Here is a 14,611-nt window from a genome sequence, read left to right on the forward strand (position 1 = left end):
TCATGCCTCGATTGCTCTGTCACGCCCGCCGTGCTGCCGGCGCCCCTGCCCTGCTTCCTTTATTGCTGCTGGCGGCGGCCAGCGCCACGGCGGCACCCACGGGCGGCGCCGTCAGCGCCGGCAGCGGCGCCATCGTCAGCAACGGCGCCGTCACCACCGTCACCCAGGGCAGCGACAAGCTGGCCATCAACTGGAACAGCTTCAACATTGCTGCCGGAGAGACCGTCAACTTCGTCCAGCCCGCGCGCGACGCGGTGGCGCTGAACCGGGTGCTGGGCAGCGGCGCCAGTGAAATCTTCGGCAACCTCAACGCCAATGGCCGGGTGTTCCTGGTCAACCCGAACGGCATCCTGTTCGGCGCCAGCGCCAGCGTCAACGTAGGCGGCCTGGTGGCCGCCACACAAGACCTGTCGGACCAGGACTTCATGAATGGGCGCTATCGTTTCAGCGGCAACGCCGGCAGCGTGGTCAACCGGGGCCAGATCACGGCCGCCGACGGCGGCTTCATCGCGCTGCTGGGAGGCCAGGTCAGCAACGACGGCACGCTTACGGCACGGCTGGGCAATGTGACGCTGGCCGCCGGTGGCGCCATGACGCTCGATTTCAACGGCGACGGCCTGCTGCAGGTGCGCATCGACCAGGGCACGGCGCAGGCGCTGGCGCAGAATCGCCAGCTGATCGTGGCCGATGGCGGTACGGTGCTGCTGAGCGCGCGGGCAGCCGACGCGCTGGCGCAGGCGGTGGTCAACAACGAAGGCGTGATCCAGGCGCGCAGCGTCGACCGGCGGCATGGCGAAATCCACCTGATGGGTGACATGCAGAACGGCCTGGTCAACGTGGGTGGAACGCTCGATGCCTCGGCCGCCAGTGGCAATGGCGATGGCGGCTTCATCGAGACCAGCGCCGCGCGCGTGCGCGTGGCCGACAACGTGCAGATCAATACCCATGCCGCGGATGGCGTCACCGGCACCTGGCTGATCGACCCGGTCGATTTCACGGTGGCCGCCAGCGGCGGCGACATCAGCGGCGCCGCATTGAGCGCCAGCCTCGCTGCCAGCAACGTGGTCCTGCAGAGCAGCAGCGGCGGCAGCACCGGTCGCGGCGACCTGCTGGTGACGGACCGCGTCAGCTGGAGCGCCGACACCACGCTGACCCTGACGGCCACCAACGACGTCAAGGTGCAGGCCGACATCACCGCCACCGGCAACCATGCCGGCCTGGTGGTCAATCCAAACACCGCCAACGGCGGCAGCGCCGCCAGTGGGTCCGGTCGATTCACGGTCAGCGACGCCGCCATCACCCTGTCGGGCAGCAATCCGAGCCTGACCATCGCCGGCAACCGCTATACCGTCATCAACGACCTGGCCACGCTGCAGGCGGTCAACGCCAGCCTGGACAATGTCACCACCCGTTACTTTGCACTGGGCAGCAATATCGATGCGACGGCCACCGCCGGCTGGAACGGCGGTCTGGGCTTCGTACCGCTGGGCACCACGGGGGCGGAATTTCGCGGCGTCTTCGATGGCCTGGGACATACCGTGTCGGGCCTGACGATCAATCGGCCGAGCAGCAACTCCGTGGGCTTCATCGGCTACACCAGCGGCGGCAGCATGGTACGCAACCTGAACCTGGTCAACGTCGACATCAGCGGTAACGAGAACGTCGGCGGCGCCGTCGGCACCAGCTTCGGCGAACTCTATAACGTGCGCGTCAGCGGCAAGGTCGCCGGCGGCAACAACGTCGGCGGCGTGGTCGGACAGAACTACACCCGCAGCGAGCACATCATCAACGCCGCCACCGTGGCCGGGGTGACCAACGTGGGTGGCGTCGCCGGCGCCAGCTCTGGCTGGATCGTCGATTCGGTGGGCAGCGGCGCGGTCAGCGGCCTGCGCTTCGTCGGCGCGCTGGTGGGGTCCACCAGCGGCACGGTGAGCAACAGCTACGGATCGGGCAATGTCAGCGGCGACGAATACGTGGGCGGGCTGGCCGGCTACAACGTGTCGGGGTCCACTATTTCTAACAGCTATGCCAGCGGCGCGGTGCATGCGACAGTGAATTACCAGGGCGCGCTGGTGGGCTATAACGGCGCGGTCTCAACCATCCGGTCGTCGTTCTGGCTGGATGCCAACGGCGCCGGCTATGGCGGCAACGACGGCAGCATCGACGCCCTCTCGCGCGGACTCACTGCGGGCCAGGCCAGCCTGGCGGCGACCTACTCCGCCGCCGGCTGGGACATCGGCAACAGCACCGGCAGCAGCCAGTGGCGCATCTATGACGGCAGCACGCTGCCGTTGTTGCGCAGCTTCCTGCGCCCGACCACGGTCACCGCCATGGCTGCCGTGCGCGACTACGACGGCACCACCGGCGGCACCATGACGTACACCACCAGCAATGGCGCCATCCTGTCCGGTGCGCTGACTTATACCAGCGCTGCACGCGATGTCGGCGCCTACAGCACCGCCGACGGCACGCTCAGCCTGGGCGGTCTGTATTCGGGCCAGGATGGCTACGACATCGCCACCAGCGACGCCAGCCTGCGCATTGCCCCGGCCACCCTGGTCGTCAGCGCCAATGATGCGACCGCCACTGCCGGCACTCCGTGGTTGGGCGGCAACGGCGTGCGCTACAGCGGCTTCGTCGGCGGCGACAGCGCCGCGTCACTGACCGGCACGCTGGTCTACGGCGGCGCTGCGCAAGGCGCCACCGAGGCCGGACAGTACGGCATCGGCGTGTCCGGGCTGGCGTCGAACAACTACCTGCTGCGATATGCCAATGGCACTCTCACGCTACGCACTGCCCCGGTGACGACGGCCAGTGAACCGGGCGTCCGCACGGAAGCCTACAACGCGCCGGTGGCCCTGCTGCCGCCGGGCAGGGACCTGACCCATAGCGGCGAGCTGTTCCTGCGCATCGTCGGTGGCGGCGTGCGCCTGCCCCTGGGCGCGACGGAAACATTCTGATAAGACTACCGCCGTCTGAACGACGTGCGGCCATGATGACTTGATAAGGAGAATCAGATGGCATCGGTATTTTCGGCATCTTTTGCAATGCCATTGCTGGACTGCGTATTCGAAGACGACCAGTCCGCCACGCACTGTACGTATCAGTTCGAACCCGAGGTCTACGGCAGCATCGGCAACATCTATGTGGTCTGCATTGCCGACAATTCGGCCCTCACGCAGATCCGCGCCGGCCTGGTCATGAAATCGGATCTGGTGCACACCGACGCGATATTTCCCTATGCGGTGACCGCCGCCATCGCCGCCAGCCCCAACCTGTCGGGCAGGATCGAGCCGCAACGGTGCACCTTCTTCCCCGCGCGCATCAAGGCCGATGGCCCGCCATTGACCGAACCCGAGATGCTGCAGCTGCTGGCACAGCATTATTCGCAGTTCTCGTTCCGGCGCGCCTGCTGACACCGGCCGATCGGGCCTGAGCCCACCCAAGCCTGCCCGCACAAGGCTTGGCACGAACCTTGCAAATAGCTGACAACCATGGCCGCGCGTCACCGGAGAGCTGACGCCGTGGCCCACCCCTTTCGCTATCGACACCGCCGTAGCGCCCGACCCACCAGATGTTGGCGCCGACAACACCAATGGCCGCGTTTCGACAACACGTATAAGGTAATTAATGGCCCTCGTCAGGATTTCAGGAGGCTCAGCGCTCTCATTGGTTGAACAGATTGTCGAACAGATGAAGAAGCTGATCGACGATGACGTAGTGCGTCACGGCAGCCGCGCGATGTCGATCCGCGGCTTCGCGCGCGACCACCACATCAGCGCCCATACGGTGGCGGAAGCGTATGAACGACTGGTGGCGCAGGGGTATTTCCAGTCGCGCCCGCGCAGCGGCTTCTTCATCACGAGTCCGCACGACTACGGCACCCGCACCGCCGAGAACGACGACGATCGGGAGCCCGACCACCTGTGGCAACTGCGCTCGCACTTCACGCTGCCCCAGCAAAAGCTGTGCGCCAGCAGCGGGCGCATGCCGTCTGACTGGATCGATGGCGAACTGATCAAGAGCGGCCTCAAGTCACTGGCCGCCAAGGTCGACTCCAACCTGGGCCAGTATGGCGATCCGTATGGCTATGGCCCGCTGCGCAACCTGCTCCAGGCCAAGCTGATGGGGCACGGAATCCACACCCAGAGCGAACAGATCCTGCTGACCAACGGGGCCTCGCAGGCAGCCGACCTGGTCATCCGCCATTTCCTGCGGCGCGGCGACAAGGTGCTGGTGGATGACCCGGGTTATTTCAACCTGTTCAGCAACCTGCACCAGTACGGAATACGCCCGATACCGCTGCCGCGACTCCCCGACGGCCCCGACCTGGACCGGCTCGACGCGCTGGCGCGCGAACACAAGCCGGTCATGATGTTCACCCAGTCGATGCTGCATGCGCCGACCGGTTCCTGCATCTCGCCGGCCAATGCGCACCGCCTGCTCAAGCTGGCCGAGCAGTTCGATTTCAGGATTGTCGAGAACGACGTCTATTGCGACATGCTGGGCGTGCAACTGCCCCGTATCGCGACGCTGGATCAACTCTCCCGGGTGCTATATGTCAGCAGTTTCTCGAAGACCCTGTCCTCGGCCACGCGGGTCGGTTTCATTGCCGGCGCGACCGACGTGATGCGCGACCTGTCCAGCCTGAAGATGGTCGCCAGCATCACCGGCAGCCAGATCGACGAACGGCTGGTGTATCACGCGCTCACGGCCGGCCAGTACCGGCGCAGCGTCGAGCGATTGCGTTTTCGCCTGGCAGAAAGCCAGCAGGCAGCCTGCGACATGCTCGAAGGCGCAGGCTTCGACCTGTTCTGCCGCCCGCTCGGCGGCAAGTTCATCTGGGCCCGCCACCCGGCCATCGACGACTCCGAAGATATCTGGCGCCGTGCTGCCACGGCCGGTATCCTGATCGCCCCTGGCAAGGTGTTTCGCAACAACCTCCAGGGCACACCGTGGTTCCGGCTTAACGTGGCCTATAGCCAGGAGCCGGCATTGGTCCGGTTTCTCTCGGGTCTGGGCCTGCCGGCGCATGCGTAATTCAGGCCACGCACTGCGGCTGCGCTGACCAACCGACATTCTCCCCCTCCACTCTTCAGATCACCTTTTTTCACCATCGAAAAGAGCGTCGATCTGGTGCAAGCATGCGCACTGCAGGTGCGTCGCGCATCACCCGGGTGCATCGTCTGAAATCCTTCACCCACAAGGATTCCGGCGCGATCCACCAATACTTTCCGACGCCGGAAAATTGTTTAAAAATTTTGTTGTTGCACCACCACTTCCCGCAAAAAAACAGCGCTTCACAAAGACCGCTTTCGACCGGGCTGCGGCATCTGTATTGCTGCATGCTCGCCCGATTTACTAATCACGATCCACTCGTCCTGAGTACGCCGACGGCGGCCAATCGCACGCCAGCGCCACACATTGGCCGCACCCTCGTTACGTGGTGCGCTGCCGATCCTGCACCGCACCTAACTGACTGACGCATGTACTGAATATCCACCAGTACAGCAACGGCGCATTTCCCCGGCTCTGTCTATCGATGCATTTCGGCGCGCTCACTACCATCCGCACATCGTCAAGAAAACTGGACTGGCGAAATCATCAACGCTTCTCCGCCATGGGTGGGCGAGCGAATCTGTACCGAAGTGTTTTTACATGCTGTTCAATCTAAAGGGGTCATCAATGAAAAAATCAATCCTGGCATTTGCCGCTCTCGCCACCATCGCAGGCGCCGCGTCTGCACAAAGCAGCGTCACCATCTATGGCGTGGTCGACATGGGCCTGAAGGTTGAGAACGCCGGCGCCGGTACTTACCTGGGCATGGACAGCGGCAACCAGAGCGGTAGCCGTGTCGGTTTCAAGGGTACTGAAGATCTGGGCGGCGGCCTGAAAGCCAACTTCGTGCTGGAAGCCGGCTTCAACGCCGACAATGGCGCCCAGTCGACGGCTGGCGTGCTGTTCAACCGCCAGTCGTATGTCAGCCTCTCGGGTGGCTTCGGTGAAGTCAAGCTGGGCCGCATCCAGACCGTGGTGTACTCCAACGCTTCCGTCTTCGATCCGTTCGGCGATACGCTGGCTGGCGACTCCGCGCGCATCTTCAACTACGGCGGCAGCCGTACCGACAACACCGTCAACTACAGCTTCGCGGCACAGAACGGCATCAACGGCCAGGCTGCCTACAGCTTCGGTGAAGTTGCCGGCAGCACCTCCTCGAACCGTACCGTGGCCGGCGCCATTGGTTATGCCGCAGGTCCGCTGGCCGTGGTGCTGACCCACCAGAACACCAAGAATGCCACTGGCACCGATGCCGCCAAGACCACCCTGCTGGGCGGTAACTACAACTTCGGCCTGCTGCAACCGTTCGTGGCCTATGCCATCAACAAGGGCGTCGGCACACTGAACACCCGCGATGCGTTGATCGGCTTGAACATCAACCTGACGCCAGCCGATGTGATCATGACCTCGATCATGCACAAGTACGACAAGTTCGCCGAACACCGCGACGCTACGCAAGTTGCGCTGGGCTACAGCCACATGCTGTCCAAGCGTACCAACATCTACACCAGCTGGTCGCGTCTGTCGAACAACGCCGGCATCAACTACCGAGTGACCAGCAACGGCGCCGCAGACAACCTGTTCAACCTGGGTATCCGTCACAAGTTCTGATGCAGCGCGTTTGACATCTTGAGGGGGTGGCGGCCTTGAGCCCGCCGTCATCCGCAGTGCCAGCGGTGATTTGATGCGAACAGATCACAGCTTTAGTCCGGCGTGCCTTGGCACTGCCGGACTTTTTTATGAGCCCGAAACAATGGCGGCATCGTCGCCCCGCATTGACGGTACTAACAAGGTGCAAACGGCAGCAGGCGTTCGAGGTAGTGCAGACACTCCAGGAATGGCGCTGCGTGAATCAGCTGATTGAGAACCATCTTGACCTCCGAATCGACAGGAATAGCGCCGCGCTCGACGGCTGGACAGACATTAGTGGCCGACGCCGGCGATGACCCGGAAAACCATGAACAGGCCTTCACCGATGGTGGAGAAGACCGAGCCCACAGTGGCGGCCTGGGCGCCGGACGAAGCCAGCAGGGTAACGATGGCGACGAGGTAAAAGGCATGGATACGCATGGTGTTCTCCTTGGTGGTGAAGGTATGTTGCAGCTGGTATGGATGCATCTTGAGCGTCGTCGGTTACGTGGGCGTTTCAAACGCTGGACGCAATGTTTCAGTTGCAACCTGCGGGCATGAGAAAACCACCCGCAGCGCGACTATCGAGCCCGAATATTATTTTTCGGATAAGGGGCTCGACGATGGTGCTAGAAATTAATTTCCCCAATGAAACATTATTATTGGCGCAGATGAGCTGCTTCAGCTGGCCGCCGGACGCAATCCTGGCGCCTGGTATTAGGCGAATTAGCTACAGTCGCTATTTTTTAGGGGCGTCCAGGCGCGCAAGCCCGGGATACTGAAGAAAAGAAATGTATACTCGCAGCAAATTGAATTGCAGCGACTGTTACCAAGCCACAAGCAGACGTGACATGTCGCCGACTTATTCCCCAGATTACCTTCAAGGGAAACCATGTACTTCCGCACTCTGCGCCGCTCTGCGAGCGATCACCTGGATCTGTCACGCCCTGCCCTGAACGACTCGGGGCTGCCGCATCGCACCGCAATAAATCCCTCTGAAACATCAAGCCGGGCCCCGCTTGTTCCGCATAATGCGTGGGACGATTTATATGGCCTGTACCTCGGCGTCCTGTTCGCCGCCATGGGCGTTTCGTTGCTGGCCAAGGCCGGGCTGATCACCGGCGGCATCGCTGGCATGGCGTTATTGACGTCATCGCTCACCGGGTTGGCGCCGGCGCCGCTGGTGCCCTTGATCAATATCCCGTTCATCATCTTCAGCTTCTTTGTCATGGGGCGCTTTTTCGCGTCCAAGAGCATCGTCGTCAGCGTTGCCATCGGCGGCGTGGTCGCGGGCATTGACCATTGGCTCGGCGTATCGAGCATCGGCAACGGCTTCGCCGCGATTGCCGGCGGGACCTTCCTGGGCATGGGTATCCTGTGCCTGGCGCGACATAATGCCTCGATGGGCGGCACGGGCGCCGTAGCCCTGTGGATCCAGCGACGGTATGGCATCAACGCCGGCATCAGCCAGCTGGCATTCGACCTGGCCTTGTTTGGGCTGGCGGCAACCTCCCTGCCTGCGACCAAATTACTGTGGTCCGTCCTCGGCACGGTCGCCATGAACGGCATGCTGATCGTGTGGCATAAGCCTGGGCGTTATCGGGGTTAGTTTCTGGGGCGGATCAGGCCATGCAGCCCATGTTTCATCTGGAACCTGCGGACGTGGCGACACCAGATTGACGAGGGCTGCTGGAGCGCCATATATCGGGACGATGCCCCGGAAAATTTTCTTGCGTTGCGGCGAAAGACGCTGGGCCCTGACCTTCGTCAGGGCGACGGGGGGGGAAGTTATAAATAACCTGTCGTGCCGGCGAAGACCGGTACCTAGCGCCGTCTCGTGCGACCGGACTCTACAAAAACAAAATGCCCGCTTGCGCGGGCATTTATGTTTTGGCGGAGAGAGGGGGATTCGCCTACACAGGCGCAGGCCGCTGAATCGCTTGCAAGCGATTCCCTTCGAATCCCCCGCGCAAGCCAAACTCTTGGCTTGCTTCTCTCCACAAAAACAAAATGCCCGCTTGCGCGGGCATTTATGTTTTGGCGGAGAGAGGGGGATTCGAACCCCCGATAGGCTATTAACCTATACACGCTTTCCAGGCGTGCGACTTCAACCACTCATCCACCTCTCCTGGATTCTGGTCCGCTTTGAGCGAAGCCGCAGATTATAGCAAGGTTTCTGGAGAATTAAAGCTTTTTGACTTTGAACATGTCAAAAAACCGACGAGACAGCCTCTGCCCCGCCGCGCCTCGCCTTACTGCGCCTCCTTCAACTGGTCCAGAATGGCCGGATTCTCCAGCGTGGAAATATCCTGGGTGATCTCTTCTCCCTTGGCCAATACCCGCAGCAAACGCCGCATGATCTTGCCGGAACGGGTCTTGGGCAAGTTGTCACCAAAACGGATTTCCTTGGGCTTGGCGATCGGACCGATCTCCTTGGCGACCCAGTCGCGCAGCTCCTTGGCAATCTGACGGGCTTCGTCACCGGTCGGGCGCGGCCGCTTGAGCACCACGAAAGCGCAAATCGATTCGCCCGTGGTCTCGTCGGGCTTGCCCACGACAGCCGCTTCCGCCACCAGGCTGTTGGCGACCAGCGCCGATTCGATCTCCATCGTGCCCATGCGGTGACCAGAGACGTTCAACACGTCATCGATGCGCCCGGTGATGGTGAAATAGCCAGTCTCCTTGTTGCGCACGGCGCCGTCGCCGGCCAGGTAGATCTTGCCGCCCAGCTCTTCCGGAAAATAACTTTTCTTGAACCGCTCCGGGTCGTTCCAGATGGTGCGGATCATCGATGGCCATGGTCGCTTGACCACCAGGATGCCACCATTGCCATTGGGCAGGTCGTTGCCGGTCTCGTCGACAATCGCAGTCGTGATGCCCGGCAGCGGCAAGGTGCATGAACCCGGAACCTGCGGGGTAGCGCCCGGCAGCGGTGAAATCATGTGACCGCCCGTCTCGGTCTGCCAGAAGGTGTCGACGATCGGGCAGTTCTCACGGCCGATGTTCTTGTAGTACCACATCCAGGCTTCCGGATTGATCGGCTCACCGACCGAACCCAAAATGCGCAACGACGACAGGTCGTATTGCTTCGGATGGATCTTTTCATCGGCATCGGCAGCCTTGATCAACGAGCGAATCGCCGTCGGCGCAGTGTAGAAGATGGTGGCCTTGTGCCGTTGCACCATGTCCCAGAAACGACCGGCATTGGGATAAGTCGGCACGCCCTCGAACACGATCTGGGTCGCACCCACGGCCAGCGGGCCATAGGCGATATAGGTGTGACCGGTGATCCAGCCGATATCGGCAGTACACCAGTAGATGTCGTCAGGCTTGATGTCGAAAGTCCACTTCATCGTCAATGCAGCCCACAGCAGATAACCCGCCGAGGAATGCTGCACGCCTTTGGGCTTGCCGGTGGAGCCGGAGGTATACAGGATGAACAGCGGATGCTCGGCGTCGACCCATTCCGGCTCGCAGCTGCCGGCCTGGCCGGCGACTACGTCCGAGAGCCACTTGTCGCGACCTTCGACCCAGTTGATTTCGCCCGGCCCACGTTTGTAGACAATGACGTCCTTGATGGTGTCGCAGCCGCCCATGGCCAATGCTTCGTCGACAATGGCCTTGAGGGGCAACTGCTTGCCGCCGCGGACCTGGATGTCGGCGGTGATCACGGCGACTGCGCCGGCGTCGATCACGCGCTCCTGCAGCGACTTGGCCGAGAAACCGCCGAAGACCACCGAGTGGGTCGCGCCAATGCGCGCGCAGGCCTGCATGGCGCAGACGCCCTCGACCGACATCGGCATGTAGATGACGACCCGATCGCCCTTCTTGATGCCCAGCGATTTGAGACCATTGGCGAACTGGCATACCTTCTGGTGCAGCTCGCGATAGCTCACGCGCGTGACACGGGCATCGTCCGACTCGAAGATGATGGCGGTCTTGTCAGCGTTTCCATTGGTCAGGTTAACGTCGAGGCAGTTGTACGAAACGTTGACCTGGCCATCCGCGAACCACTTATAGAATGGCGCATTGGATTCGTCCAGCGTCTGGGTGAATGGCTTGTGCCATTGCAGGTTGTCGCGGGCCAATTCGGCCCAGGTGCCTTCGTAGTCGCTGGCAAAGCGCGCGTTCAGGGCGTTATAGGCGTCCATGCCCGAAATGGCGGCATGCTTGGCCAGCGCCGCCGGCGGCGCAAAGACGCGGTTTTCTTGCTTGAAAGTTTCGATATCTGCCACGGTGGTCTCCAAGTTTAGTTTTTGCTTTCCGCAAAACATAGGCCGCTTCACTTACTCAGTCCTTACACATGTAGCAATGTTCCCCTGCGGGAATGCATGTCTGGCAAGGCTTTGCGGGCGGAACCACGGGTCTGGCGGAAAGCCGGAAATCTGTCCTGTTCGACATGGAGTCTAAATCATGTCGTCTTGTTCACATCCTGGTCATTGTGGCATAAGGCGATGTTTCCCGCTGGCATCGACCGACTCGCATTGGCGCCCGATTTCTCTGCCGCGCAGCCCCCTGCGGGCGTGTAAAATACGGCCCCAATTCGAAGCCATATCGAACCCAGCCATACTCCGCCAGACAACAGCCAGACTTCACGCGACCGTCAACTTCCATGAACGCTCCGAAACACCCCTCCCCACGCAAGATCGGCATCCTGCCAAACCTTATTTTCATGAGCCGCTGGTTGCAGCTTCCGCTGTACCTGGGCCTGATCCTGGCGCAGTGCGTCTACGTCTATCACTTCTGGGTCGAACTGTCGGATCTCATCGGCGCGGCCCTGGGCAACGCCTCTTCGCTGGACCATATCCTCGATGCGGTCGCCATCGCCGGCGCGCCGCGTCCCGAAAAACTTAACGAACAGACCATCATGCTGGTGGTGCTGGCGCTGATCGACGTGGTGATGATCTCGAACCTGCTGATCATGGTGATCGTGGGCGGCTACGAGACGTTCGTCTCGCGCATGAACCTGGAGGGCCATCCCGACCAGCCCGAATGGCTGTCGCATGTGAATGCCTCGGTGCTGAAGGTGAAGCTGGCCACGGCGATCATCGGCATCTCGTCGATCCACCTGCTGAAGACCTTCATCAATGCCAACGTGTACGACGTCAAGACACTGGTAGCGCAGACCGGCATCCATGTGACGTTCCTGATTTCTGCCCTGGCCATCGCCTATTGCGACCGGCTCATGGCCCACCCGGCGCCGCCGGCGCATGAACCGCCCGGCGCCCATTAAATACCGCGCCTTCCTTTAAACCCGAGAGAACCAGCCATGACCATCATCAAGCAAGACGATCTCATCGAATCCGTAGCCGCCGCGCTGCAGTACATCAGCTATTACCATCCGGTAGATTTCATCCAGCACCTGGCGCGCGCCTACGAGACCGAGCAGAATCCTGCGGCCAAGGACGCCATCGCGCAGATCCTGACCAACTCGCGCATGTGCGCCGAGGGCCGGCGCCCGATCTGCCAGGACACCGGCATCGTCAACGTGTTCCTGAAGGTAGGCATGGGCGTGCGCTTCGAGGGTTTTTCGGGTTCCATCGCTGACGCCGTCAACGAAGGCGTGCGCCAGGGCTACATGCATCCGGACAACGTGCTGCGCGCCTCCATCGTGGCCGACCCGCAGTTCGAGCGCAAAAATACCAAGGACAACACCCCGGCCGTGATCCATATGGAACTGGTACCGGGCAATACCATCGACGTGCGCATCGCGGCCAAGGGCGGCGGCTCCGAGAACAAGACCAAGTTCGTCATGCTGAACCCGTCCGATTCGCTGGTGGACTGGGTCCTCAAGACGGTGCCGACCATGGGCGCCGGCTGGTGCCCGCCGGGCATGCTGGGCATCGGCATCGGCGGCACCGCCGAGAAGGCGATGCTGATGGCCAAGGAAGTGTTGATGGATGACATCGACATGTACGAACTGCTGCAGCGCGGCCCCAACAACAAGACCGAAGAATTGCGCATCGAGCTCTACCAGAAGGTCAACGCGCTGGGCATCGGCGCCCAGGGCCTGGGCGGCCTGACCACGGTGCTCGACGTCAAGATCAACATGTATCCGACCCATGCGGCGTCCAAGCCGGTGGCGATGATCCCCAACTGCGCCGCCACCCGCCACGGGCACTTCGTGCTGGATGGCTCGGGTCCGGCCTACATGGAACCGCCGTCGCTGTCGGAATGGCCCGAAGTGCATTGGGTGGCCGATACCGAGAAGTCGCAGCGCGTCAACCTCGATACCCTGACCCGCGAAGAAGTGGCCTCGTGGAAGCCGGGCCAGACGCTGCTCTTGAACGGCAAGATGCTGACCGGTCGCGATGCAGCCCACAAGCGCATCCAGGATATGCTGGCCAAGGGCGAGCAGTTGCCGGTCGACTTCACCAACCGCGTGATCTACTACGTCGGCCCGGTTGATCCGGTGCGCGATGAAGTGGTCGGCCCGGCCGGCCCCACCACCGCTACCCGCATGGACAAATTCACCGACCTGATGCTGGAAAAGACCGGCCTGATCTCGATGATCGGCAAGTCCGAGCGCGGCCCGGCGGCCATCGAGGCGATCAAGAAGCACAAGTCGGCTTACCTGATGGCAGTGGGCGGTTCGGCCTATCTGGTGTCGAAGGCGATCAAGTCGGCCAAGGTGCTCGGCTTTGCCGACCTCGGCATGGAAGCGATCTACGAATTCGACGTCAAGGACATGCCGGTCACGGTGGCGGTTGACGCCAACGGCGTGTCGGTGCACAACACCGGTCCTGCCGAATGGAAAGAGAAGATCGCGCAAAGCGTGTCGCTGTCGAAGATCCCGGTCACCACGGCCTGATCGTCGCTCAATGAATCAACCCGTGGTATCGATGCCGATGACAGCCGACGCTGCCATCGGCATTTTTGATTCCGGCGTGGGCGGCTTGTCGGTGCTGCGCCATGTGCACGCGGCGCTGCCGCGCGAGCGCTTGCTGTACGTAGCCGATTCGGGCTATGCACCGTATGGCGACAAATCGGAGGCGGCCATCGTGGCGCGCTCGCTGGCCATCGCGGCGTTCTTTGCCAGCCAGCGCGTGAAAGCCCTGGTGGTGGCCTGCAATACCGCCACCGCCGCCGCCATCCAGGCCATCCGCGCGCACTGGCCGCAGTTGATCGTGGTGGGCATCGAACCTGGCCTCAAGCCTGCCGCACAACAAACCGACAGTGGCATCGTCGGCGTGCTGGCCACCCGCAGCACGCTGGCCAGCCAGCGCTTTGCAGCCCTGCGCCAGCAGATGGAGGCGCAATACAATGTGCGATACCTGCCGCAGGCCTGCGTCGGGCTGGTCGACCTGATCGAAAAAGGCGAATTGCATTCGGTGGCGACCGTCACCCTGCTCGAAGGCTATCTGCGCCCGCTGGTCGAACAGGGCGCCGATACGCTGGTGCTGGGATGTACGCATTATCCGTTCGTGCGCGAAGCCATCGAGCTCGTGTGCCGCCGCCTGTCAGGCCAGGTGCCGGCCATCGTCGACACCGGCGAAGCCGTGACGCGGCAGTTGCAACGCCTGCTTAACAACGCCGGTTTGCTGGACCAGGACGGCGCAGGGAGCCTGTCGGGCTTTACCACGGCCAGCCAGAGCACGCTGGAAAATGCCTTCGGGCGACTGCTGGAGTTGCATCCGCCGGTGCATGCGCTGGCAGCCGGATGAACAGCGCGCTTGCTGAACACTTATCGACAGACGTAAAAAAAGAGCCCTTGCGGCTCTTCGTTTATTTGCTGCTGTGAGACTAAATCTATTTAAAACTACTGGGGTGGCTGACGGGACTCGAACCCGCGACAACAGGAATCACAATCCTGGACTCTACCAACTGAGCTACAGCCACCACTGGCCATTGATGCGTGGAAGAACTAACCCCCGTCATCAGTGAAGCGCACGATTATACAAAGTCCAGAAGGGTATGGCAACCA

Annotated in this window: 11 protein-coding genes and 2 tRNA genes; 9 read left to right on the forward strand and 4 right to left on the reverse strand. The window is 61.9% G+C overall.

All coding sequences use genetic code 11. From position 1 onward, the window contains the following. Positions 1-2: 2 nt before the first annotated feature. The 5 genes from LBW87_RS10635 to LBW87_RS10655 all read left to right on the forward strand — a co-directional run bounded on the left by LBW87_RS10635 (position 3) and on the right by LBW87_RS10655 (position 6,669). Positions 3-2,960 carry a filamentous hemagglutinin N-terminal domain-containing protein gene (locus LBW87_RS10635; RefSeq protein ID WP_225201439.1) on the forward strand — a complete coding sequence of 986 codons (2,958 nt, stop codon included), beginning with the start codon at positions 3-5 and terminating at the stop codon, positions 2,958-2,960. 57 nt (positions 2,961-3,017) lie between these two features. Further along, positions 3,018-3,416 carry a hypothetical protein gene (locus tag LBW87_RS10640; RefSeq protein WP_225201440.1) on the forward strand — a complete coding sequence of 133 codons (399 nt, stop codon included), beginning with the start codon at positions 3,018-3,020 and terminating at the stop codon, positions 3,414-3,416. 253 nt (positions 3,417-3,669) lie between these two features. Continuing rightward, a complete protein-coding gene (locus LBW87_RS10645) occupies positions 3,670-5,040 on the forward strand; it encodes a PLP-dependent aminotransferase family protein (protein ID WP_225201441.1) in 1,371 nt (456 codons plus the stop codon). Positions 5,041-5,144: 104 nt separating this feature from the next. Then, positions 5,145-5,483 carry a hypothetical protein gene (locus LBW87_RS10650; protein ID WP_225201442.1) on the forward strand — a complete coding sequence of 113 codons (339 nt, stop codon included), beginning with the start codon at positions 5,145-5,147 and terminating at the stop codon, positions 5,481-5,483. A 202-nt stretch (positions 5,484-5,685) separates the two neighbouring features. Further along, positions 5,686-6,669, forward strand: a complete 984-nt coding sequence (locus LBW87_RS10655) for a porin (protein ID WP_225201443.1) — start codon at positions 5,686-5,688, stop codon at positions 6,667-6,669. 312 nt (positions 6,670-6,981) lie between these two features. Here the strand turns inward: LBW87_RS10655 and LBW87_RS10660 are convergent, their stop codons facing one another. After that, positions 6,982-7,176: a hypothetical protein gene (locus LBW87_RS10660; protein WP_225201444.1), complete on the reverse strand. Its 195-nt coding sequence runs from the start codon at positions 7,174-7,176 to the stop codon at positions 6,982-6,984. A gap of 403 nt (positions 7,177-7,579) precedes the next feature. Here LBW87_RS10660 and LBW87_RS10665 point away from each other — a divergent pair, with 403 nt between their 5' ends. Continuing rightward, positions 7,580-8,296 (forward strand): YitT family protein, encoded by a 717-nt coding sequence (locus tag LBW87_RS10665; RefSeq protein ID WP_225201445.1) that lies wholly within the window; start codon positions 7,580-7,582, stop codon positions 8,294-8,296. 429 nt (positions 8,297-8,725) lie between these two features. On the opposite strand, the gene LBW87_RS10670 is transcribed toward LBW87_RS10665, so the two are convergent. Next, positions 8,726-8,816 (reverse strand) — tRNA-Ser (locus tag LBW87_RS10670). A gap of 123 nt (positions 8,817-8,939) precedes the next feature. Then, positions 8,940-10,922 carry an acetate--CoA ligase gene (gene acs, locus LBW87_RS10675; RefSeq protein WP_225201446.1) on the reverse strand — a complete coding sequence of 661 codons (1,983 nt, stop codon included), beginning with the start codon at positions 10,920-10,922 and terminating at the stop codon, positions 8,940-8,942. Positions 10,923-11,299: 377 nt separating this feature from the next. Between acs and LBW87_RS10680 the strand changes: the two genes are divergently transcribed. From LBW87_RS10680 to murI, 3 genes are read left to right on the forward strand one after another with little or no spacing between them, the layout of a single operon-like run. Beyond that, the gene (locus LBW87_RS10680; protein ID WP_225201447.1) at positions 11,300-11,920 is read left to right on the forward strand and encodes a YqhA family protein; all 621 of its coding nucleotides are present in this window, start codon (positions 11,300-11,302) and stop codon (positions 11,918-11,920) included. A gap of 36 nt (positions 11,921-11,956) precedes the next feature. Further along, the gene (locus LBW87_RS10685; protein WP_225201448.1) at positions 11,957-13,498 is read left to right on the forward strand and encodes a fumarate hydratase; all 1,542 of its coding nucleotides are present in this window, start codon (positions 11,957-11,959) and stop codon (positions 13,496-13,498) included. A 10-nt stretch (positions 13,499-13,508) separates the two neighbouring features. Further along, positions 13,509-14,351, forward strand: a complete 843-nt coding sequence (gene murI / locus LBW87_RS10690; RefSeq protein ID WP_225201449.1) for a glutamate racemase — start codon at positions 13,509-13,511, stop codon at positions 14,349-14,351. A gap of 99 nt (positions 14,352-14,450) precedes the next feature. Here the strand turns inward: murI and LBW87_RS10695 are convergent. Next, a tRNA-His gene (locus LBW87_RS10695) sits at positions 14,451-14,526 on the reverse strand. Positions 14,527-14,611: the final 85 nt, after the last annotated feature.

This window comes from Herbaspirillum sp. alder98, assembly GCF_020179755.1.
Taxonomy (GTDB): Bacteria; Pseudomonadota; Gammaproteobacteria; order Burkholderiales; family Burkholderiaceae_D; genus Herbaspirillum.

Excerpts from the sequence above, each read along its gene's own strand:
- LBW87_RS10635 (WP_225201439.1), top strand. The coding sequence starts at position 3 with ATGCCTCGATTGCTCTGTCACGCCCGCCGTGCTGCCGGCGCCCCTGCC.
- LBW87_RS10640 (WP_225201440.1), top strand. The coding sequence starts at position 3,018 with ATGGCATCGGTATTTTCGGCATCTTTTGCAATGCCATTGCTGGACTGC.
- LBW87_RS10650 (WP_225201442.1), top strand. The coding sequence starts at position 5,145 with ATGCGCACTGCAGGTGCGTCGCGCATCACCCGGGTGCATCGTCTGAAA.
- LBW87_RS10655 (WP_225201443.1), top strand. The coding sequence starts at position 5,686 with ATGAAAAAATCAATCCTGGCATTTGCCGCTCTCGCCACCATCGCAGGC.
- LBW87_RS10660 (WP_225201444.1), bottom strand. The coding sequence starts at position 7,176 with ATGCATCCATACCAGCTGCAACATACCTTCACCACCAAGGAGAACACC.
- LBW87_RS10665 (WP_225201445.1), top strand. The coding sequence starts at position 7,580 with ATGTACTTCCGCACTCTGCGCCGCTCTGCGAGCGATCACCTGGATCTG.
- LBW87_RS10680 (WP_225201447.1), top strand. The coding sequence starts at position 11,300 with ATGAACGCTCCGAAACACCCCTCCCCACGCAAGATCGGCATCCTGCCA.
- LBW87_RS10685 (WP_225201448.1), top strand. The coding sequence starts at position 11,957 with ATGACCATCATCAAGCAAGACGATCTCATCGAATCCGTAGCCGCCGCG.
- murI (WP_225201449.1), top strand. The coding sequence starts at position 13,509 with ATGAATCAACCCGTGGTATCGATGCCGATGACAGCCGACGCTGCCATC.